The organism is Collinsella sp. TM04-29 (assembly GCF_003466565.1).
Lineage (GTDB): Bacteria > Actinomycetota > Coriobacteriia > Coriobacteriales > Coriobacteriaceae > Collinsella.
In genome coordinates this window covers 138951-160445 of the sequence record NZ_QSPW01000003.1, presented here as the reverse complement: position 1 = coordinate 160445, position 21495 = coordinate 138951, and the positions used below count along the sequence as shown (strand labels likewise).

At 60.8% G+C, this 21495-nt stretch carries 14 protein-coding genes; all 14 read right to left on the bottom strand.

Features of this window, described 5'->3' with window-relative positions:
* Window positions 1–56: 56 nt before the first annotated feature.
* Window positions 57–2006, bottom strand: a complete 1950-nt coding sequence (locus tag DXD39_RS07475) for an NAD(P)/FAD-dependent oxidoreductase (RefSeq protein ID WP_117803655.1) — start codon at window positions 2004–2006, stop codon at window positions 57–59.
* Window positions 2007–2204: 198 nt separating this feature from the next.
* Window positions 2205–3422: an FAD-dependent oxidoreductase gene (locus DXD39_RS07470; RefSeq protein ID WP_117803654.1), complete on the bottom strand. Its 1218-nt coding sequence runs from the start codon at window positions 3420–3422 to the stop codon at window positions 2205–2207.
* Between the two features lie 50 nt (window positions 3423–3472).
* Window positions 3473–4390 (bottom strand): sugar phosphate isomerase/epimerase, encoded by a 918-nt coding sequence (locus tag DXD39_RS07465; RefSeq protein ID WP_117803653.1) that lies wholly within the window; start codon window positions 4388–4390, stop codon window positions 3473–3475.
* Window positions 4391–4392: 2 nt separating this feature from the next.
* Complete coding sequence (locus tag DXD39_RS07460; protein WP_117778846.1) at window positions 4393–5628, bottom strand: glycoside hydrolase family 105 protein; 1236 nt, start codon at window positions 5626–5628, stop codon at window positions 4393–4395.
* A gap of 107 nt (window positions 5629–5735) precedes the next feature.
* Window positions 5736–6404, bottom strand: a complete 669-nt coding sequence (locus tag DXD39_RS07455; protein ID WP_233541142.1) for an SGNH/GDSL hydrolase family protein — start codon at window positions 6402–6404, stop codon at window positions 5736–5738.
* Between the two features lie 68 nt (window positions 6405–6472).
* Window positions 6473–8638 (bottom strand): pectinesterase family protein, encoded by a 2166-nt coding sequence (locus tag DXD39_RS07450; protein WP_117803651.1) that lies wholly within the window; start codon window positions 8636–8638, stop codon window positions 6473–6475.
* A gap of 131 nt (window positions 8639–8769) precedes the next feature.
* Complete coding sequence (locus tag DXD39_RS07445; RefSeq protein WP_117803650.1) at window positions 8770–10365, bottom strand: glycoside hydrolase family 28 protein; 1596 nt, start codon at window positions 10363–10365, stop codon at window positions 8770–8772.
* A 114-nt stretch (window positions 10366–10479) separates the two neighbouring features.
* Entirely contained in the window at window positions 10480–12039 is a 1560-nt protein-coding gene (locus DXD39_RS07440; RefSeq protein WP_157758022.1) for an MFS transporter, read from the bottom strand.
* A 379-nt stretch (window positions 12040–12418) separates the two neighbouring features.
* Window positions 12419–13903 (bottom strand): UxaA family hydrolase, encoded by a 1485-nt coding sequence (locus DXD39_RS07435; RefSeq protein WP_117803649.1) that lies wholly within the window; start codon window positions 13901–13903, stop codon window positions 12419–12421.
* Between the two features lie 78 nt (window positions 13904–13981).
* The gene (locus DXD39_RS07430) at window positions 13982–15496 is read right to left on the bottom strand and encodes a tagaturonate reductase (protein WP_117803648.1); all 1515 of its coding nucleotides are present in this window, start codon (window positions 15494–15496) and stop codon (window positions 13982–13984) included.
* Window positions 15497–15592: 96 nt separating this feature from the next.
* Window positions 15593–17020, bottom strand: coding sequence for a glucuronate isomerase (uxaC, locus tag DXD39_RS07425; RefSeq protein WP_117803647.1), 1428 nt, complete (start codon window positions 17018–17020; stop codon window positions 15593–15595).
* A 459-nt stretch (window positions 17021–17479) separates the two neighbouring features.
* Complete coding sequence (locus DXD39_RS07420) at window positions 17480–18559, bottom strand: substrate-binding domain-containing protein (RefSeq protein WP_117803646.1); 1080 nt, start codon at window positions 18557–18559, stop codon at window positions 17480–17482.
* A 143-nt stretch (window positions 18560–18702) separates the two neighbouring features.
* Window positions 18703–18903: a hypothetical protein gene (locus DXD39_RS07415; protein ID WP_035136858.1), complete on the bottom strand. Its 201-nt coding sequence runs from the start codon at window positions 18901–18903 to the stop codon at window positions 18703–18705.
* Window positions 18904–19078: 175 nt separating this feature from the next.
* Complete coding sequence (locus DXD39_RS07410; RefSeq protein ID WP_117803645.1) at window positions 19079–21409, bottom strand: ferrous iron transporter B; 2331 nt, start codon at window positions 21407–21409, stop codon at window positions 19079–19081.
* Window positions 21410–21495: the final 86 nt, after the last annotated feature.

Sequence of the window (21495 nt, the reverse complement as noted above, 5' to 3'; positions counted from 1 at the left end):
AGATTGGCTATCGCTTGAGTCACCGCAAGGCGGCCGCTCCCCTATTTGCCAAGAGCCTAGAGCTCGCAGGCGACCTTGTAGCCATCGCCGATGGCGTCGCGGATGTTGCCGCACTTGTTGGCATCGCCCAGCACGTGGGTGGCAACACCGGCTGCAGCCAGGTCGTCGGCCAGCTTGGTATTGGGACGGTAGCCCATGGCAAGCACCAGCGTGTCGGCATCGGCGATAGTGTGGACCTCGCCGTCCTTTTCGTAACTGATGGTGTCCTCGGCGATCTCGGTCACCTTGGCCTCGGTCAGCACGTGGACGCCCTTGGAGAGCATGCGCGTGATGAGCACCGCGCGACCGGCGCCGCCCTCGTTAGCGGCGAGCGTCTTGGTCATCTCGATGACGGTGACATCGCGGTTGGCCGGCGACAGGTCGTTGACCAACGGGGCCAGGTAATCGGCCGTCTCGCAGCCGACGGTGCCGCCGCCCACGATGACGATCTTCTTGCCCGGGAAAGCCTTGCCGCCCAGCAGGTCGTCGGCCGTCATAACCTGCTTAAAGCCCTGCATGAAGGCCGGAGCGATGGGCTCGGCGCCATAAGCCAGGACAACCTCGTAACCCGCGTAGTCGCGCTGAATGTCCTCGGCAGTAAGCTCGGTGCCAAAGACGCACGTGACGCCCGCCTCGGCCAGGCGACGGTACTGATACTTGATCACGCGGGTGAGTTCCTGCTTTGCCGGCGGAACGGCCGCGATGCGCATCTCGCCGCCCGGCTCGTCCTGCTTATCCACGAGCACCACGTTATGGCCACGCTTGGCGGCAATGTAGGCCGCCTCCATACCCGCAGGACCAGCGCCCACAACGAGCACGTTCTTGGCCTCAGCGGCAGGCTCGTAGCCGGCCTCGTCGCGCTCCACGTCCGGGTTGACGGTGCAGGAGATGCGCTTGCCAAACATGATGCCGTTCAGGCAGCGCAGGCAGCCAATGCAGGGGCGGATGTCGTCGGCGTTGCCGGCAGCGGCCTTGTTGCAGAACTCGGCATCGCATAGATTGGCACGGCCCATCATGCAGATGTCGGCAGCGCCGTCCTCGATCAGCTCCTCGGCAATCCATGCCTCGTTGATGCGGCCGACGGTGGCGACGGGAATGTTGACGTGCTTCTTAATCTCGCGCGAGCAGGCGGCGTGCGAGGCCTGCTGCGTGCCGGCGGCGGGAATCGCAGAGCCGCGCTTGATGGTGGTGCCGCCCGACACATGAATCATGTCGACGCCAGCCTTCTCCAGGCGACGTGAGACGTAGATCATGTCGTTGAGGGTCAGGCCGCCATCGGTGTACTCATCGCCCGAGATGCGGACGTCGATGATGAAGTCCTTGCCGCAACGCTCGCGAATCTCGGCGATGACCTCGAGCAAGAAGCGCATGCGGGCGTCGAGCGAGCCACCGTACTCGTCGGTACGCTTGTTATAGAGCGGGGTCAAAAAGCCGCCGAGCATACCGTGGGCGTGCGCCGCATGGACCTCGACGCCATCGACGCCGGCCTTCTGCATGCGCACGGCAGCGTCGCCGAACTGATGCGTGAGCGTATGGATCTCATCGACCGTGATGGGGCGCGGCGCCTCGCGGGCATAGGACGGGCCCACAAAGGACGGGGCAATGAGGCGCGGCGTGCCCGGAATGTTAAAGGCCATGTAGGCGGGGTGGAAGAGCTGCGGCATGATCTTGCAGCCGTACTCGTGGACGGCTGTGGCGAGCTTTTCCCAGCCGGGGATAAACGTGTCGTCGTAGCAGCACATGTCGCCCGGCAGATAGGTATAGGTGGGCTCGACCGTCACGACCTCGGTGATGATGAGGCCCACGCCGCCCTTGGCGCGGGCGCGGTAATGGTCGACCAGATCGTCGGTCACATAGCCGTGGTCGGCCAGGTTGGTAGACACCGGCGGCATAAAGACGCGGTTCTTGACCTCGGTCGTACCGACCTTGATCGGGCTAAAGAGCATCGGGTAGGCACAGGACTCCATGCAGGCTTCCTTTCGTTTGAGCCGCTCGGCGGCAGTTGCTGACCTACCTATCGTAGCAGTAACCGCGCAATGCCCGACCGTGAGCGCTCCCCCGGCTTTTACTCGACCCACAAAAAAGTTGCGGTGGAATACGGAGTAGATGAGGCTTCTGACAGCCAAAACAGTCCGTATTTCACCGCAACTGATGGGTGGGATGAGTTAGAGGCCCAGGTAGCTGGTCATGCCTTCGACGGCAAGCTTGGCGCCGGCCACGGCATGGACCACGGTGAGCGGACCGTTGACCACGTCCCCGGCGGCAAAGACACCCGACACGGTGGTCATACCGCACTCATCGACCGAAAGAAGACCGCGATGGTCGGTCTCCAGACCACCCGTTGTAAGCACGAGCTTGTCTTTGGGCATCTGCGAAGCCGCAATCACCACGGTGTCGGCGGGCACATGGTCAAGCTCTTCCTCGTAGCCTACCACGTTGTTGTCCTTGTCAAAGATAGCGGTCTCGAACACCGGACCGTTATCGTCGATGGCGCAGATTGCCTTGCCGCACACGATCTCGGCACCGTCGAGCTCGGTCAGCTCGACCTCGTCATCGATAGCCGAGATATGGCGCGAACGAGCATACACGGTAACCTTGCGAGCGCCCGAGCGCAGGGCCGTGCGGGCGACATCCATGGCCACGTTGCCGGCGCCGATGACTGCCACGTTCTGCCCGATCGCCACACTCGTGGGATCGACCAGGTAATCGATACCAAACAGCACGTTGCCACGCGACTCGCCGGGAATACCCAGCTTGCGGGCGCGCCAGGTACCGGTACCCACAAAGACCGCATCGTAGCCGTCGCGCAGCAGATCGTCGATATGCAGCGCGCCGCCGATGGTGGTCGAGGGGCGAACGCGCACGCCGAGCGAGCACATCACGTGACGGTACTTTTGCACCAGCGAACGCGGCAGGCGGAATTCGGGGATACCGTACTCCAGCACACCGCCGATCTCGGGGCGCTGCTCAAACACCGTAACGGCACAGCCCAGCTGGGCCATCTTAATGGCTACGGTAATGCCGGCAGGACCGGAGCCGACCACGGCAATCTGCTTGCCGCACGACGGCGCGGGCTTCCACTCCTTGCGGTCCAAATACGCGGTCGAGATATAGTTCTCGATGCTCGAGAAATGCACCGGCGTGCCCTTGCGGCCCTGGATGCACGAGCCCTCGCACTGACCCGAATGGTTGCAGATCATGGAGCAGACCGCGCTCATGGGGTTGTTCTGGAACAGCAGCTCACCTGCCTCTTCCAGACGACGCTGCTTGAACAAGTCAATGACCTGCGAAATAGGCGTCTGCACCGGGCAGCCTTTAAGCTGGCAGAACGCCTTCTTGCACCCAAGGCAACGGTTCGCTTCCTCAACAATATGAATAGCCATCGGTTCCTCTCCTGGACCTCTACGACAATCTCTTTCGCCAACCTGCTTCGTTACAGAATCACGTGCTCGCACATCACGCTGCGGCCCATGCGCAGCAACTCGTCGCGCGAACGCTCGACCGTGGACGGTGTGCTGTTCTCGATAACGGTCATAATGCCCGGTCGCGCGGCCGCGGCCCAGGCGGCAATAGCCTCAAAATCAAAGTTTCCGCAAGTACAGGCGCCGTGGCATACCAAACGAGAGCCCGAGCCATCACACCAGCCATCCTGGTCCTCGTTGTCTACGATCTCGTAGTCCTTTGCATGCAGCACGCGAATCTTGCTGCCGCACAGGTGCAACATACGCGACACCTGCTCGGAAGCCTCACCGACGATCGTGGGATGCAGCAGCGACACCGGGTCGTAGATCACGCCGAGCGCCGGGCTCGGGACGCGCTCCAGAACCTCGCGGCAGCGCCCGGGCGTATTGACGATCTCGTTCCAACCGGGCTCGATCAGAAGCTCGCCGCCCTCCTTTTCGGCCATCGAGCACACGCGTGCGAGTCCTTTGCAAAACGCATCGAGCGCAGCGGCCGAAAAACGGTCATCGGCCATCTTGTTCTGCGCGTTAGGGCGCCCCGTCTCGGTCCCCACCGGACAGCCCCCAAGCCAGCGCGCGAACCTCAGGCACGCCTCGTACTCGGCATAGGTATCCACCAGTTGATTCTGATCGGGCGTTGCCAGGTTTTTATAGCAGCCGAGCACCGCCACCTGCACGCCGTTGGTGTCGAGCACCTCGCGCAGATGGTCGGCGAGTTCGTGCGTAAGGCCGGAACGATTAATGCCAAAGGACTTGTAGAGTACTTTGCTCGGCAGCTGAATGCACGAGAAACCCAGTTTGCCTGCCATGCGAATGCGCTCCTCGACCGTACCCTCGGGCAGGTCGTGCAGGCGCACGCCGACGCTCAGTGCGCCTTTTGACTGCGCCATGCCTAAACCTCCTTGCACGCATTGATGCCCGGCGTGTAGCCGCCAAACGGGTCGTCGATGGAGCACACGCCCGAAGGGGCAAGCGGATCGCGCTTACCGGCAAGCTTGTCATGATGCATGGTCTCGATATAGGCAAGCACCAGCGGCGCCACGCCCTTCGCGTCGTTTTTGACGACGGGCTCGCTCATGTAGTAGCCAAACGTGCCCTCGCGGTGCGCGGTGTTGCCAAGACCCGCCACCAGGCAGATGTTGTCGAGCGCCAGCTGCCCGTCGCGCTCGGACAGGCACGTGTCGCAGATGCCGTCAAACGCACGGCGGCCGTACTGGTAGTAGCGCTCGCCCAGCACGCCCAGGCGCACGCCCTTCATGATGGCGTTGGCAAAGATGGCGCTGCCCGACTCCTCCAGATAGTTGGGGGCGATATTGGGCAGGTTGATGACCTGGTGCCACATGCCGGTCTTCTCGTCCTGATACGGCAGCATGGCGTCGATCAGGTCGTGGAACATCTTGCGGATCTCGTCCTTCTCGGCCGACATCGAGGGCGGCATGAGCTCCCAGGTATCGATGAGCGCCATGGCGAACCAGCCCTCGGCGCGCAGCCAGAAGTTGGCCGAAAGGCCGGTGACGGGATCGCACCAGAACTGCTTGCGGCTCGCGTCGTAGGCGTGATAGTACAGGCCGTTGAGGGGGTTGCGCATCAGGTCATGCACGACCTGGAACATATGGAAACTATCCGAGCAGGCACGGCGGTTGTGGAAGCTCAGCTCGTACTGCATGTAGAACGGCTGCGCCATGTACATGCCGTCGAGCCAGATCTGGTTGGGGTAGACGGCTTTGTGCCAAAACACACCCTCTTTGGTACGCGGCTGGGTTTCGAGCTGACGATAGATGGTATCCATGGCGGCACGGTACTTGGGCTTGCCCACCAGGTCATAGAGTTTGTAGAGGGTTTTGCCCGCATTGACGTTGTCGAGGTTGTATTCCTGGGGATCGTAATGCTTGATGGTGCCGTCATCCTGGACAAAAAAGTCGATATAGTCGTCAGCGAAGGTCAGGTAGCGCTGCTCGCCGGTGATCTCGTACAGCTCGATGAGTGCCTTGATCATGCAGCCGTCAATGTAATTCCAGGTGTTCTCCTTGCCGGCGCGAAGCTTTTCGATATTCCAGGCCGGCGCCTGAGGCGTAGAGGTCTCGATCAACTGCTCGATATAACGGTCCAGAATCTGATTGCAACCCATTGCTGTCCCCTCTGACGTTATTGATGGGTGAACGTTTCCCCTAGTGTAACGCGAACGGGGATTATAGGGTGAACGTTAACCCTATAATCCCCGTGAACGGCAAACTTTTAACGGCAAACGGCGGTGAGGCCCGCAGCGATGCGATGCGCCAGGCGCTCATAGCCGGTAGGGCTGTAATGCAGACCGTCCGGCATGTAGAGCTCGCGGTGCTCCGGCAAAAACGGGCTGATGCCGCTTTGCGCATACAGGTCGATCACCGGCACCGAGTAGCGATCGCAGACCTCCAGCATCGCGCGCACATAGGCGTCTTGCGTCAGGCCCAGATGGTTGGCCTCGTTGCTTGCCGGAATATCCTTCTCGTGTTTGCCGCTCGTCTTGCACGGCGTCATAAACACCAGCTTTGCCTGAGGCGAGCGCGCCGTGATGGTGCGGATCAGGTAGTCGAGCGCACCGTAGAACTCGTGCACGTCCGTGCTGCCCAGCTCTCCCAGCGGCACGTTACGGCTAAAGTCGTTAACGCCGCCAAAGACGATGCAGATATCTGCCGTGTGATCGATGCCGTCCAAGCGCTCGACAAACGAATCGCTACGGTCGGCCTTGACGGCAATACGCGAACCCTTAATACCAAAGTTCTCGATCGTAGCGCCGCCCAGCAGCGCACCCAGGTGCGAAGTCCAGGAGATATCGTTGCCTCCCCCGCCGCATCCGTTATCGCCCCAGGTGGTCGAATCGCCAAAGCAGCAGATGGTCGATTCGCTCAAGTTTTTCGTTTCCATATTCTTCTCCTCACCCGCACACCGGCGGTCATACAGGTACATACCGTTCATTCGCAACATCCGAGGGGCTATGCGTGGGCGCATTCCGCAACTTGCGAATCGAGCCATTCGATATCCTCGGCAAGATGCGCCACGCCCAGGTGGTGTCCACCCGGGCAGACCTCGTGCAGAAGGTTTTCGTCCTTGCCCAGCAGCGCGTAGGCGTCGCGAACGATATCGAGCTGCTCGTCTACGTTCGCAAGCCCGCGGGCGCCGTTGAGATGGTCTTTCTCGCAGCTCTGAACCAAGAGCGGCCGTGGCGCGACAAGCGATGCAATGTCGCCCATGTCGAGCAGACGCCAGAGTCCAGGCGTGTAATTGCAGCTGCAATTGCCGTTGAGGTGCAGTAGCGAATCATCAACGCCGTACAGATAGCCCGAGACAAACGCCTTGCGCACGCGCGGGTCGAGCGCGGACAGGTACAACGTCATGTAACCGCCGCCCGAAAAACCAAAGCAGCCCAGGTCGTCCATGGCAATGTCACCGCGTGTCTCCAAGTAATCAATCAAGCGCATGTTGTCCCAGGCGTTGAGGCCCGCGACCGTAAGACCCAGCGGCTCGGCCATACGTGCTTGATTCAGACACGTACCGCGCAGGTAGCTGTTCTCGTCGTCGCCCTGACCCTTCCAGTCACGACGGTATCCCCAACCACGCGCATCGGGGCAGACGGTCACGTAACCCATGCGCGCCAAACGCAGACCGTAGTCGTAATTGAACTTACGCACGGCATCGTCGACCGCCGGCACGCCCGCAACGCCGGCTATGCTTGCAGCACCCGCCCCCTGGTGACCATGCGGGCAGATATAGCAGCGCTTGAGTCCCCGCTCGTCAAGCTTGGGGCGGGACGGCTCCAACAGGTAAAACGGCATCCACACATCGTGCTCAACCTGCAACACCGCATGAGTACGCACGATGCTGCCGGCAACCCGCACGCGATTGAGCTCACGAATCTCAATCGGGGCGCGGTCCATAAGCGAAAGACCCAAAATATCGTACAGACGAGTCCTGGTCGCAGCCTTCCATGCCTCAAAGTCTATGGGAGTCTTGCCCGTAAATGCGGCCGAGCGCCCCTCGCGCTTCAGTCGGGCGCGCAGCGCAGGTTCGTCCTCGTAGTACGTCTCGATGTGCACGGTGCGGCCATTGGCAGATAGCCCGGCCGTCTCTACCGCATCACCGTCGCCGCCCTCGGGATCCCAACCATCCGTGCCGGCAAGCACTCGGTCACGCGCATAGCGTTCGGAATCCTGACCGGTCAGGCAATGCGCCCACGGCACCCAAGCGGCAGTATCACCCGCCGGGCCAAACAGGGAACCGCCGGCATACAGGGTGCCGTCATGTGCCGCTGGCTTATTCCAATCCCACCAACCCTCGAGTGAAATATGGGGGCCCAGCCAGCATTCGAGCAAAACGGTCTGGGCCCACTCGCGCCATGGACGACCCAGATAGACCGATCCGGGGGCAATGCCCTCATCGGCTGTAAACGAACAGCCATGAAACACAAATCCGTACGGCTCGCCCTGAGGCGTGGAGGCTGCCGTTACATACCCGTTGACATCCATATCGCGGTTGAGCGAGCGAATCTCACACCCCTCAAAGTAGGCACGCGCGCCACCAAAGATAAAGTCGACATCGCCCTCGATCCGGCAACGTCGAAAATACTGCCGCCCCACGCGGCGCGGGGCGAACTGCTTGGGGCCTATAAAGCCGCCCGGCTTGGCCTCGCGCGGCGGCAGCGGCCCCAAAAAGAGCGTGTCCTGGTGTCCTTTAATGCAGCAGGCATCGACAACCAGGCGGTCACCATCGGCATACAGGGCAATCGCCTGGCCGACCTCGCGCCCATCACCGGCGTTGTTTTCGATTGTTAGACCCGCAAGCGTCACGTCGTCGGCATCGACCAGCACCGTGTACGTACGGAAGGTGCCGAGTCTTCCATCCTGGCCGCTACCATCTTCCGAAGGCATCTTGGCACCCAGGCCTCCCACGATACGCACGCTGTCGGCCGTCTCGCCCTCGAGCGTCACATGCGGACGACGAATTTCAACCTGCTCGCGATACTCGCCCGGCGCCACCAGCACACGCACCGGCACGGTCGTATCGGACACGCACCGCTCCGCCGCCTCGAGCGCCGCCGAAATGCTGCGATACGCGCCTTCGCGTTCGAGCGATACCTCAAAGAGCTGCTCTTTACCACTCATCTGTCATTACGCTTTCTGTCACAGAACACCCGCCGTGCAATGCCGGCACCTATAGATTGCGTGCGACAGCCGGGCAGACCCGACCGTCGCACGCCTCAACATGCCGTATTCACTTGTGCAGGAGCACTACCCTACGCGCGGATAACCTTGTCGACGTTTTGCAGCTGCAGCTCGTCGCCATCCTGACCCTCGATGCGCACGTTCTGCAGGTCGAGGACTTTCACGTTCTGCGCGATGATGCCCTGGCGCACCATGGGCTCCACGCCGCAGGCCATGGCCGGCACAAAGGGCTCGGCATCGGCGGCAAAGGTCACATGGACATCCTGGAACGTCAGGCGCGTCACCTTGCTCTCGGGAAGGCCCGTGATATAGGCCGCGGCCGCATGGCAGTTGGTGGCCTCGATATCGCAAAACGTCGTGGCGCCAAAGCCGGGCGTACGGTCGTCGACGGGCAGCGCCTCGCGAGACTGCACGTAGTCGGTCTTGCCGTCCTTGTCGCAGAAGTAGAACGAGTTGACCACGAAGGGCGTGAGCACCTTATCCATGCGAATGTGCTCGAAGGTGATGCCCTCGTTGACGGCGTCCTTGCCGCGACCACGACGGGTCTTGACGCGCAGGCCGCGGTCGGTGCGCTCAAAGAGGCACTTGCTCACGGTGAGGTCCTTGATGCCGCCGGCGGCCTCGGATCCCAGCACCACGGCGCCGTGGCCGTCGTGCATGTAGCAGTGCGAGATCAGCACGTCGTGCGTGGCGGGACGAAGCTCGGGCTCAATGCCCAATTTGCCGCTCTTGATGGCGATGCAGTCGTCGCCCACCGAGAACTGGCAGCCAAGGATGCGGACAAAACCGCAGCTCTCGGGATCGAAGCCGTCGGTGTTGTGGGAGTTCTTGGGACCCTCGATGGACAGGCACAGGGCATCGACGTGCTCGCACAGAATGGGATGGATATTCCACGCCGGGCTGTTGCGCACGGTAAAGCCGGCAAGGCTCACGTTTTCGCACTCGGACAGGAAGATCATGCGCGGGCGGGCGATCTCGCGGCCCTCCTCGGGACGGAAGATGTTCTTAAAGTCCTTATTCCACCAGTTGTCCTCGGCAAAATCGGTCTGGCCGTCGATGGCGCCGCGGCCATAGATGCACACGTCGTGCACGCTCAGGCCCGTAAAGGTCGAACAGTAGGTCGAAAAGCTCTCGCCTTCCCAACGGCCCAGGGGCAGCATATCGGTGCCGGCGTACCCAGCCCCCTCGTCACCCGTGACCGCGCCCGGAATGTAGGCAAGCGCCGCGCGGTCGTGACGGGCCAGCAGCACCGCGCCCTCGGCAAGCTCGATGTTGATATTGCTCTTAAGGAAGAGGGACTTGATGCGGTAGTTGCCGGCGGGGATCAGCACGCGCCCGCCCTTGGGGCAGGCCATGATGGCAGCCTGAATGTTGGTGGTGTCATCGTGCTCGGCATCGCCCTTGGCTCCGCAGTCGCGAACGTTGATGGTAAAGGGCTCCGCCGGCGTGGTGACGCCTACGCTCAACTCGCGCTCGCCGCAGACAAAGCGGATCAGGTTGCGCTTGCCGGGGGTCAGGCCATCGACATAGGTCTCGACCGTATTCGTGGTACCGGCGGGCTCATCGTTGACAAAGATCTCCCACGTATCGGCACAGGTAAAGTAGCCGCCATCGTCGAGCTCGATAACGGCCGCGCGGGCATTGCGCCAGATAACGTTCGTCTCCATGGGTCTCTCCCTCAAATGTAATCAGAAGTTCATACTACTCGTTTTTAAAAAAGGGCCGTACCCGCCGGTGGATCTCCGGTGGCACGGCCCTGTGGTTTGGACGATGCGCCTGCCCTACTCTGCGGGAATTACGCTGCCGTCCTGGAAGCCAACATTGTTGTGGGCGAAGCAGTCCTCGTACTTAAAGCCGGAGAGTTCCTCGCAAAGCGCCTTGACCTCGGGCTTGACGTCGGCCATCTTGCCACCCTCCTTGACACGGTGGATCTCGTCGCAAAGGATGTCGCACTGCTCCTTGTCGATCTTGATGCCGCGGGCAAGGACAGCCGCGAGCAGGAAGAAGCCGGCGCAGCCGATGAGCATGTAGCCGCAGATGTACAGAGGCACGGTGGCGGGCTGGGTCACGGCGTCGCTGTTGCCGGCGGTCTGAATGAAGCCGGAGGCAGCAAGGACGATAGCCCATACGTTGACGGCAACAGCCTGGGCAATCTGCTGGCAGAGCTGCTGTGCGGAGCTGTAGATGCCCTCGCGACGACGCAGGGTGATGAGCTCATCGACATCGGGGATGTAGTTGAGCAGAACATCGGGCAGATACTGGAAGCCAACGTAGAAGAACTTCCAGATGGCGAAGATGATGGGGTAGGCGATCATGGCGATGGCGACCGTGGAGGTGCCGTTGATCTGACCAAAGGCGAAGTAGTTGTAGGCGATGATGCACGCGGCGCAACCGACGTTTGCCAGGTACCAAGACTTGTGGAAGCCCTTCTTGGCCATGAGGGCGACCCAGATGGCGGTGCAGACGATAGCGACGACCTTGCCGGGCATCTCCATCACGGACTCGTAGGACTTAGGAATCTGCAGACAGTAGACGATGAAGAAGGACAGGCACGCAGACCAGCAGGCAGCGGCGAGCTTCGTGGAGACCTGCGCATACAGGACCTTGCGGAAGGACTTGTTGCGGAAGGTAGAGATAACGTCGATGAAAAACTTCTTGATACCCTCGCCGACGCTCTCGATCTTCTCCTGAGCGACCTCCTCGGGGGTGTGCTCCCACGTGGACAGGTACACGCACAGCAGCGAGATTGCCATGACCGAAGCGTTAATCGTAGCGATGATGAAGTAGCTGAACGGGTTGGTCTCGCCGAAGGTGCCAAAGCCAAAGCCGACGAGTGCTGCCATCAGGAAGCCGGCGGCGTTACCAAAGAGGTGCTTGTAGCCGGTGAGGTACGTACGCTCCTTGAAGTCATCGGTCATCTCGATGGTAAGCGGCGACAGGTTGGCGGTGCAGAACGTGTACGCGACGTTGTAGATCAGGTACAACACAAAGTAGTACGGGAAACCAAACGGCGTAGCCACAAAGATGAGCGGCTCGGCGACCATCATCGGGATAGCCAGCAAGATCCAGAAACGGCGGCGGCCAAAGATGCGGCCGATCTTGGTAGCGTAGAAGTTATCGGCCACAAAGCCCATGAGCGGGCACAGAATGGCGTTGAGATAGATGGCGAACGAGCTGATCAGCGCAGCCTCGCCTGCGGACAGACCGCACTCCGTGGACAGGAACAGCACCATGTAGCTGTGCGTAAAGCTCAGGGCACCGGAGTTGAGCATGCCGCCCATACCAAAGCCCAAGCGCGTCCAGAATGTGATCTTGCGCTTTTTACCGATCTTGTTAGTCATCGAGCTCCCTCTCTTTTCTCGATTGTCTTGTAACAAGACATTGGAGTCCATACCGATGTCTGTCTGCATATCGCCCACTCGTAGGGTGAACGTTTAGCTAGATTATGCTCGATTGCATATGATAGGTGAACGTTCACTTGTATATTATCCTTGAACGGTCGTTTTTTGCCGTTAAACGGACATCTGACTTGAAAAAAATCACGATTACATGGGTATTGAGTGGGTTTAAATTTGAGGTCGATTAGGTGAACGTTTATTGTTTTCGCCGCTCCCGTACCCTCAGGAAGACACGCCCGAACAGACAGAACAAACATGGCCCCGCCGGAAACACTCCCGACGGGGCCATGGTCAATAGCGCCCTATGCGAACCCATTTACCGCTACAGGCAGACGCCATCCTTCCAAATGCTGATCTCGTGGCAGCCGCGACGCTCGGCACTCGTAAGCTTGCCGCTCGCCGTTTCTAGCACCAGCTGGTACAGGTCGTGGGCAGCCTCGTCGAGCGTACGCTCGCCCGTGGCGACCACGCCGGCGTTAAAGTCCATCCAGTTGGCCTTGTGGTCGCACAGACGCTGGTTGGTGAACACCTTGAGTGTAGGCGCCGGTGCGCCAAACGGCGTGCCGCGGCCGGTCGAGAACAGGATTACGTGGCAGCCGGCAGCCGTCAGGGCCGTGGTGGATACCATGTCGTTGCCCGGACCGCACAGCATGTTCAGGCCATGCTTGGTAGCCTGACCGGCATACGGCAGCACGTCGACGATGGGGGCAGATCCGCCCTTTTGCACGCAGCCGCAGCTCTTGTCCTCGAGCGTGGTAATGCCGCCGTCCTTGTTGCCGGGGCTCGGGTTCTCATAGACGACCTCGCCGTGGCTGATAAAGTAGTCCTTAAAGCCGTTGAGCATGTCGGAGGCGGCATTGAAGACGTCCTGGCTCTCGCAACGATCGAGCAGAATGCTCTCCGCGCCAAACATCTCGGGCACCTCGGTGAGCACCGACGTGCCGCCGCGGGCGACGACCATATCGCTCACGCGACCGATCGTGGGGTTGGCGGTAATGCCCGAAAGACCGTCAGAGCCGCCGCACTTAAGGCCAATGACCAGCTCGGAGGCAGGAATGGGCTCACGCTTGGCCTGCTTGGCCAGGTCGGCAAGCTCGTACAGGATCTTGTGACCCTCGACCTGCTCGTCGGCTACATCCTGGCAGGCGAGGAATCGAACGCGCTCGCGATCGAAGTCACCGAGCTCGTCGAGTACCTGCTGGTGCGTGCAGTTTTCGCAACCGAGGGACAGGAACAGCACACCCGCAGCGTTTGCGTGACGCGAGAGCGCCACCAGCAGACGGCGCGTCTGGGCATGGTCGGCACCGGTCTGCGAGCAGCCAAAGGGATGCGGGAAGTAGTAAACGCCCTCCAGCGAGCCCTCGACCAGATCCTGAGCCTGCTCGCACATGGCACGTGCGACCTCGTTGACGCAGCCGACCGTGGGGATGATCCACAGCTCGTTGCGCGTGGCGGCGCGGCCGTCAGCGCGGCGGAAGCCCATAAAGGTCTCGGGCTCAACCGGCTCAACGACCGGATGCGTCGGGTTGTAAGCGTACTCGACCTCGCCCGAAAGGTTGGTCTTGACGTTATGCGTATGAAGCCACTGACCGGGCTGGATGTCGCCCGTCACGTGGCCGATAGGAAGACCGTACTTGACGACGTCCTCCCCCGCCGCAATGGCGCGCACGGCCATCTTGTGGCCCTGCGGAATATCCTCCGCGGCCACGACCTCGCCCACCCCGGGAACCGCGACGGCGGTGCCCTTGGCAAGCGGCGACAGCGCGACGATCACGTTGTCGGCCGGATTGATCTGGATAGTATTCATTACAAAGAGTCCTAACCCTACAGGTTGAGCAGAAGTCAGCGGGCGCCCGCCAGTTGCCCGGCGGGCGCACAGAAGGATTTAGGCCTGGGCGTTGGCAAATGCCTGCTTGGCGCCCTCAGCGCGCACAACGGCAAGCGCGTTGACGACAAACTCCTCAAGGCCGGCGATCTGCGTAAGGTCCTCGCCCCACATCTGCTCGTTGCTGAGCACGTCGTGCACCAGCTCGGCATCGTCTGCACCGGCGTGGGCGGCGTAGAAATCGAGCACGAAGGCATCGTCCTGAGCGGTGTACTCGGTGCCGTCGGCGCGGCGCAGGTGCAGGCCATCGCCCTCGCGAGCAACGAGCTCCTGCGTATAGAAGGCAATGAGCGTAGCGAGGCTCGTCGCCAGGCACTTGGGCAGGTTGCCGGTCTCGGCAACATAGTCCTTGAGCGTGGGCAGGTCGCGAGCACGCCATTTGGCGGTTGAGTTGAGGCAAATGGAGAGCAGCGCGTGGTCGATAAACGGGTTGTCGAAGCGGTTCTCGACGGCGGCGGCAAAGGCCTTGCAGTCCTCGACATCAAGATCGGCGGCAAGCGTCGGGATGACCTCGTCGTAGAGCATGGTGTTCATGAAGCCGCGAACGGTCTCGTCATGCATGCAATCGCGCACGATGTCAAAGCCGGCAACCCAGGAACCCGGAACAAAGGCAGTGTGGGCGCCGTTGAGGATGCGGACCTTGCGCTTCTTGTACGGGGTGACATCGGGGGTCACAAAGACGCCCGGCAGGCCGGCCTTCACGAAGGGCAGACGCTCCTTGAGCGACTCATCGCCCTGGATACCCCACATCTGGAAGGGCTCGCGCACGGCCAGGAAGGGATCCTCGTAGCCCAGGCGCTCGGCCACGGCAGCGGCCTCCTTGGGGTCGCGGATACGGCCGGGGACGATAGTGTCGACGAGCGTGGTGCAGACGGTGCAGTCGTTGGCCATCCACTGCGCAAACTCGTCCTCCCAGCCCCAGTCGCTCACGTACTGGTTCATGATGCGCAGCAGCTCCTCGCCGTTGTGATCGATGAGCTCACAGGCGAGCACGATGACGCCCGGCTTGCCGGCGGCCCAGCGGGTGTGGAGCACCTGGGCAAGCTTGGCGGGGAAGCTCGCGGGCGGCATGTCGTCGGCCTTGCAGGACGGATCGTAAGCGATACCGGCCTCGGTGGTGTTGGAGACGATAATCTCCAAATCGTCGGAGACGGCGACCTCCATCATGGCGCGGTAGTCGTCCTCGCGATACGGATTGAGGCAGCGGCTGCAGGCGCTGATCACACGGGACTCGTCGACCGTGTTGCCGCTCTCCTTGCCGCGCACCAGCACGGTGTACAGGTCATCCTGAGCGTTAATGCCGTCGGCAAAGCCAAAGGCACCGCTGATGGGCTGGACCATGACAACCTTGCCGTTCCAGCCGGTTGCCTCGTTGCCCATGTCAAAGAAGCGGTCGACGAAGGCGCGCAGGAAATTGCCCTCGCCAAACTGCAGAACCTTCTCGGGCGCGTCCTTGGGCAGCAGGTAGCCCTTGTAGCCGATCTTCTCGAGCGTCTCGTAGCTGATGTTCTCCATCGATGTCTCTCCTTAGATTGCTGTTAGCGTGCAGGCAAAACGGGGGCGCCGCGTGTGGCAACGGCGCTCCCGAGTTCGGTGTGATTCGATGCGGGTTTAGGCCTCGACGGTATCCAGGTCAAAGCCAAAGTAGCGGACCGCGTTGTTGTAGCTAATGTCGCGCACGATGGCTCCCAGCAGCTCCATGTCGGCCGGATACTTGCCCTGCTCGACCCACTCGCCGATCACGCCGCACAGCACGCGACGGAAGTACTCATGACGCGGGTAGGACAGGAAGGAGCGGGAATCGGTAAGCATGCCCACAAAGTTGCCCAGCACGCCCTCGTTAGCCAGAGCCGTGAGCTGCTCGCGCATACCGATCTCGTTGTCGTTGAACCACCAGGCAGAGCCGTTCTGGATCTTACCGGCGGTCGGAGCCTCCTGGAAGCAGCCCATCACGGTATCGATCATGGTGTTGTCGATGGGGTTCAGGCTGTACAGAATGGTCTTGGGCAGACCCATGGCCTCCTGGATGGAGTTGAGGAAATCGGCCAGCTGGTCGGACGGCGTGTAGTTGGAGACGCAGTCGTAGCCGGTGTCGGGACCGAGCTTGGCGAACATAGCGCGGTTGTTGTCACGCTTGCAGCCAAAGTGCAGCTGCATGGCCCAGCCAAGGCGGACATACTCGCCGGCGACGAACTGCATAAAGGCCGTCTTGTACTTGAGGACCTCGTCCTCGGCAAGCGGCTCGGCGGCAAGGCCCTTGGCAAAGATAGTCTCGATCTCGTCGGCGGTAGCCGGAACGTACATAACGTAGTCGAGCGCGTGGTCGGAAGCGCGGCAGCCCAGCTCGTGGGCAACGTCGTAGCGCTTGGAGATGGCAGCCTTCATGCCCTCGAAGTCGCTGATCTCAACGCCAGCAACCTCGGAGAGATGCTTGCAGTAGTCGGCGAACTCCTGGCCACGCTCGATGCGCAGGGCGGCATCGGGGCGCATGGCGGGAACGACCTGAACGTCAAAACTGTCGTCGGCGGCAATCTTCTTGTGCCACTCAAAGCTGTCGGCGGGGTCGTCGGTAGTGCAGATCATGCGGACGTTGGACTGCTTGATCAGGTTGCGGCAGGTAAAGCTGGCCTCAGCGAGCTTGGCGTTGGCAAGGTCCCAGACCTCCTGAGCGGTTTTGCCGTTCAGGACGCCCTCGTAGCCAAAGTAACGCTTAAGCTCCAGGTGGCTCCACTCAAAGACGGGGTTGCCCACACAACGGCCCAGGGTCTCGGCCCACTTCTGGAACTTCTCGCGAGCAGGGGCATCGCCGGTAATGAAGCGCTCGTCGACGCCGTTGGCACGCATCAGGCGCCACTTGTAGTGGTCACCGCCCAGCCAAACCTCGGTGATGTTCTCAAAACGCTTGTCGTCCCAGATCTCCTTGGGAGAAATGTGGCAGTGGTAGTCAACGATGGGCATGCCCTCGGCAAAGTTGTGGAACAGCTCCTCACCGGTTTTGGTGCTCAGCAGGAAATCCTGATCGTCCATGAAGTTTTTCATCAAACAACCCCTTTGTTGGCGGAGCGGGCGCACGATGCGCTCGTTATCCTCTAGGTGAACGTTCACTATACTAATTCATTGCGACTTAAAAGGTGAACGTTCACCTAACCACCATGGGGTGAACGGTCGATTTTGCCCGTTCAACGGTTACTGGAGCCGCGACTTGTATGTATTGCGAATTGGCAGGCGTCCCCGAATACCGAACTTGAGCGCTTTAGCCAGGTGGGTCATGTTCCGCCGTGCATTTTTGGGAGTATTCAGCATCGGAGCGCACCGCGCACCGTCTTCGAAGCCCTATCTGATGCTCATATTGCGCCCAATCGGCATAAATAAATGCCCCCGATGGCGAATTACGCCATCGGGGGCACTTAAAACAGTCGTCCTAACCTCTTTCGGGACACGCCATTGCTGAATACTCCAAAAAATGCACGTCGCAAGAGGGGGTACCTGACTAAACGGCTAAATTCCCGCAAGCTCGCAGTAGCGGTCGACGTTGCTGGCAAACACCATCTCCACAGCACCCTTCTGCACGGGCTCCGCCGGAGTTTTACCCCACAGCAGATACTCGCCCAAGGTCTTGGCGCCACGGTAGGCCAGGCTCACCGGGTCCTTATAGACAATATTGGTAAAGATGCCACGGCGCAAGGCCAAGGCGCTCTCGGGGAACAGGTCGTTGCCGATTACCATGACCTTGCCGGCCTTGCCGCTTGAAACAAGCGCGTCGGCGACCACCTCGGAACCAACGGCAAAAACGCTACAGATGAGCTCGGGAGCATCCGGCGCACTCAAGCGCTGCTCAAGCTCGCGCTCGAGCTGTTTGACTTGCGCATGGGCGCCGGCAAGGTCCTCAACCTGCCATGGAATATCGTGTTCGCGCAGGTAATTATGAAAGGCGCGGGCGGTCAGGTAGTGTGAATCGGTATAGGGGTCGCCCGCCAACAGAAGCACGCGGGCGTCAGCCCCAGAAGCGTGGACCAGGTTAGCCGCCTGCTCTGCCATAAGGCTGCCCGCCGCGGAATAGTCCGCCAGACTGGCACCCAGGCGATCGAGGTGCGGTCGGTCGCCGTCGACGAGCTCAATCGCCACGCCCGCCTCGGCAATCTGCCTCAAAAGCTCGGTCGCGCGGTCATCGCCCGGAACATAGGCAAGCAGGCCGTCAATCTTCTCGCCTACCTGCAGACGCTCATCGATCTGCTCGAGCGCATCGGCGTAGCCGCCCACGCCAAATTCTACGCGCTCAACCGTAATGCCCTGATCGATGACCTCCTGCTCAAAGCGGTTGCAGCCTTCCCAAAGGTAACGGAAAAAGTACGCCCCCTCGCGCGATGCGCGGGGCAGGCAAAACACCAGGTTGATATCCTTGCGGCGCAGGCTCGAGGCACTCGTATTGCGATGGTAACCCATGGCCTCAGCCTTAGCATTCACCTTGGAGCGCACGGATTCGCTCACGCCGGCCTTACCCGTCAGGGCCTTGTGCACGGTATTGATGGAAACGCCAAGCTCGGCGGCTATGTCCTTCATGGTTACGCGAGCGCTCATGGGGTTACTCCGTTATAGATAAGTTGCCAATTAACAGTACAGGTAACGATACCCCAAAATCACTCTTCAACTCGCCGCGCTCTCCCCCAAATGTGCAAAGCGCCCCGCGAACGGATGCTCGCGAGGCGCTTGGATGACGGACCTTACTTGATACCGCGGCCCAAGTCTTCGGCGATTTTGTCTACGCCCTTAAGTGCGGCGCAGGTCTTTTTGTTGGAGCAATGTCCTGTGCAAACGCCACCTTGAGCGCAGTCGGCGCAGGTGCCCTTGCGATAAATGCGCACGCACACGGCGACAAACGCAATGCCGATAACAGCCAGTACAACAATATCGATAGGTGCCATAGCAAGCCTCCTCTAGTTAACCACCACTTACTTTACCCCATTCTCCACCTGCCAAAAAGGGACAGGTATATTTTGGTCGGTTTTATCTGCGGAAACGCCACATCTCCCTCACCAAAAAGCCCGAGTGTCGCTGGGACACCCGGGCTCGTGGAAAGGGGCTAATCCTTATTCGGACTTAAGCGGAAACTGCGGCGGAAGCAGTGTTGGTCTCGTCCTCGTCGGTCCATGCATGCTTGGGCATGGGACGGAAGATCTGGAAGAGCATCGCAACCAGCAGCACGATGGCTACAATCGTCCAAATACCAAACTGGCCCAACACAAACAGGTTGTAGAACTGGTTGATGAACAGGCCGATCACCCAAGCGAAGGCGCACTCGTAGCCGATGGCAATCGCGGTCCACTTGCCGGAGTCCATCTGGTTGCGGATAGTGCCCATGGCGGCAAAGCACGGAGCGCACAGCAGGTTGAAGGCACCAAAGGCCACGCAAGCACCCATGGTGGGGAACATGCCCGCAAACGCGGTCCACAGGCTCGGGTCGGTCTCGCCAGCATCGGCGACGGAGAGCAGCGAGCCGGCGGTAGCGACGACATTCTCCTTAGCCACGAGGCCGGAGACGGTCAGCGCGGTGGCCTGCCAGGTGCTAAAGCCGAGCGGGGCGAAGATCCAAGCGACCAGGTTGCCGAGCATGGCGAGCACGGAGTAATCCATGAACTCCTCGGGGATGCCGTCCATCGCAGGCAGGAAGCCAAAGGAACCGTTGTAGCTGCCAAAGTTGGAGAGGAACCAAACGACGACGGTGGACGCGAAGATGACCGTACCGGCCTTCTTGATAAAGGCCCAGCAGCGCTCCCACACGTGCAGCGCCCAAGAACGGATCGCCGGGAAGTGGTAGGCAGGAAGCTCCATAACAAACGGCGTCGGGCGACCGGCGAAGAGCTTGGTCTTCTTGAGCATGAGGCCCGAAGCAATGACGGCAAAGACGCCCAGGAAGTAGAAGAGCGGGCTGATCCACGCGGCGGTGGTGGAAGAATCGCCGATGATGGAACCCATGAGCAGGGCAATGATCGGCAGCTTAGCGCCACAGGGAATAAACGTGGTGGTCATGACCGTCATACGGCGGTCCTTCTCGTTCTCGATGGTCTTGGTGGCCATGACGCCGGGGACGCCGCAACCCGAGGACACGAGCATGGGGATAAAGGACTTACCGGACAGGCCAAAGCGGCGGAACACGCGGTCCATGATGAAGGCGACGCGCGCCATGTAGCCGCAGTCCTCCAGGAAAGACAGCATCACAAAAAGCAGGAACATCTGCGGCACAAAGCCAAAGATGGCGCCCAGGCCGCCGACGATACCATCGCAGACCAGCGAATCGACCAGGCCACCGTCCTCGGTGCCGCCCGCCACGAGGGCGTCGTGCACCACGGTGGTGATACCCGGGACATAGGGGCCGTACTCCGCCGGGTCAATCGAATCGGCAGCGTCCTCACCCACAGCCTCGACAGCCGCATCATACGCATCGCGACCCTGACCGAGCACGTACCAACCGTCGGTGCCGAAGAGCTGGTCGTTGGTGAAGTCGGTCACCGTGCCGCCCAGGGTAGAAACGGCGATGTAGTACACGCAGAACATGATGACCACAAAGATCGGCAGGCCCAAGATACGGTTGGTAACCACGCGGTCGATCTTCTCGGAGGTGCTCATCTTGGCCGGAGCCTTGGTGAGGCACTCGTCGATGATGTGGGCGATCACGCCATAGCGCTCGCCGGTGATGATGGACTCGGCATCGTCGTCGCAATCCTGCTCGCACTGGGCGACCAGCTGCTCAACGCGATCGGCCTTCTCCTTGGTAAGGTTGATGAGCTTACAGGCGTCCGCATCGCGCTCAAACAGCTTGACGGCGTAGTAGCGACGCTTGTTGGCGGGAACGCTCGCCGGCAGGTTGTTCTCGATGTGGGTCAGAACGTCCTCGATGGCGGAATCAAACTTATGCGCCGGCACGTCGGCCTTGGCAGCCGCCGACTTCTTGACCTGCTCAAAGAGCTCGGTGATGCCCTTGTTCTTAAGGGCCGAGATCATCATGACCGGGCAACCGAGCTTCTTGGAAAGCTTGTCCGTGTCGATCTTATCGCCGTTCTTCTCCACGAGGTCGGCCATGTTGAGGGCAACGACCACGGGCAGACCGGTCTCGATGACCTGAAGTGCCAGGTACAGGTTGCGCTCCAGGTTGGTGGCGTCGACGACCTGGACGACCACATCGGGCTCGCCGCTCATGAGGTAGTCGCGCGAGCACTGCTCCTCGGGGCTGTAGGGGGAAAGCGAGTAGATGCCAGGGAGGTCCGTAATCGTGACGTTCTTGTCACTCAGGAGCTTGGCTTCCTTTTTCTCAACCGTGACGCCGGGCCAGTTGCCAACGTAGCCGTTGGCGCCGGTGATCAGGTTGAAAAGCGTGGTCTTGCCGCAGTTGGGGTTACCCGCCAGCGCGACATGGATCTGAGAATCCGCCATTCAATCCTTCTTCCTTGTGTGCCCGCGCTGCTTTCTCCGCGCGGGCTGGATAATGTGCTTCAACACTGCATTATTGAGTTAGAAAA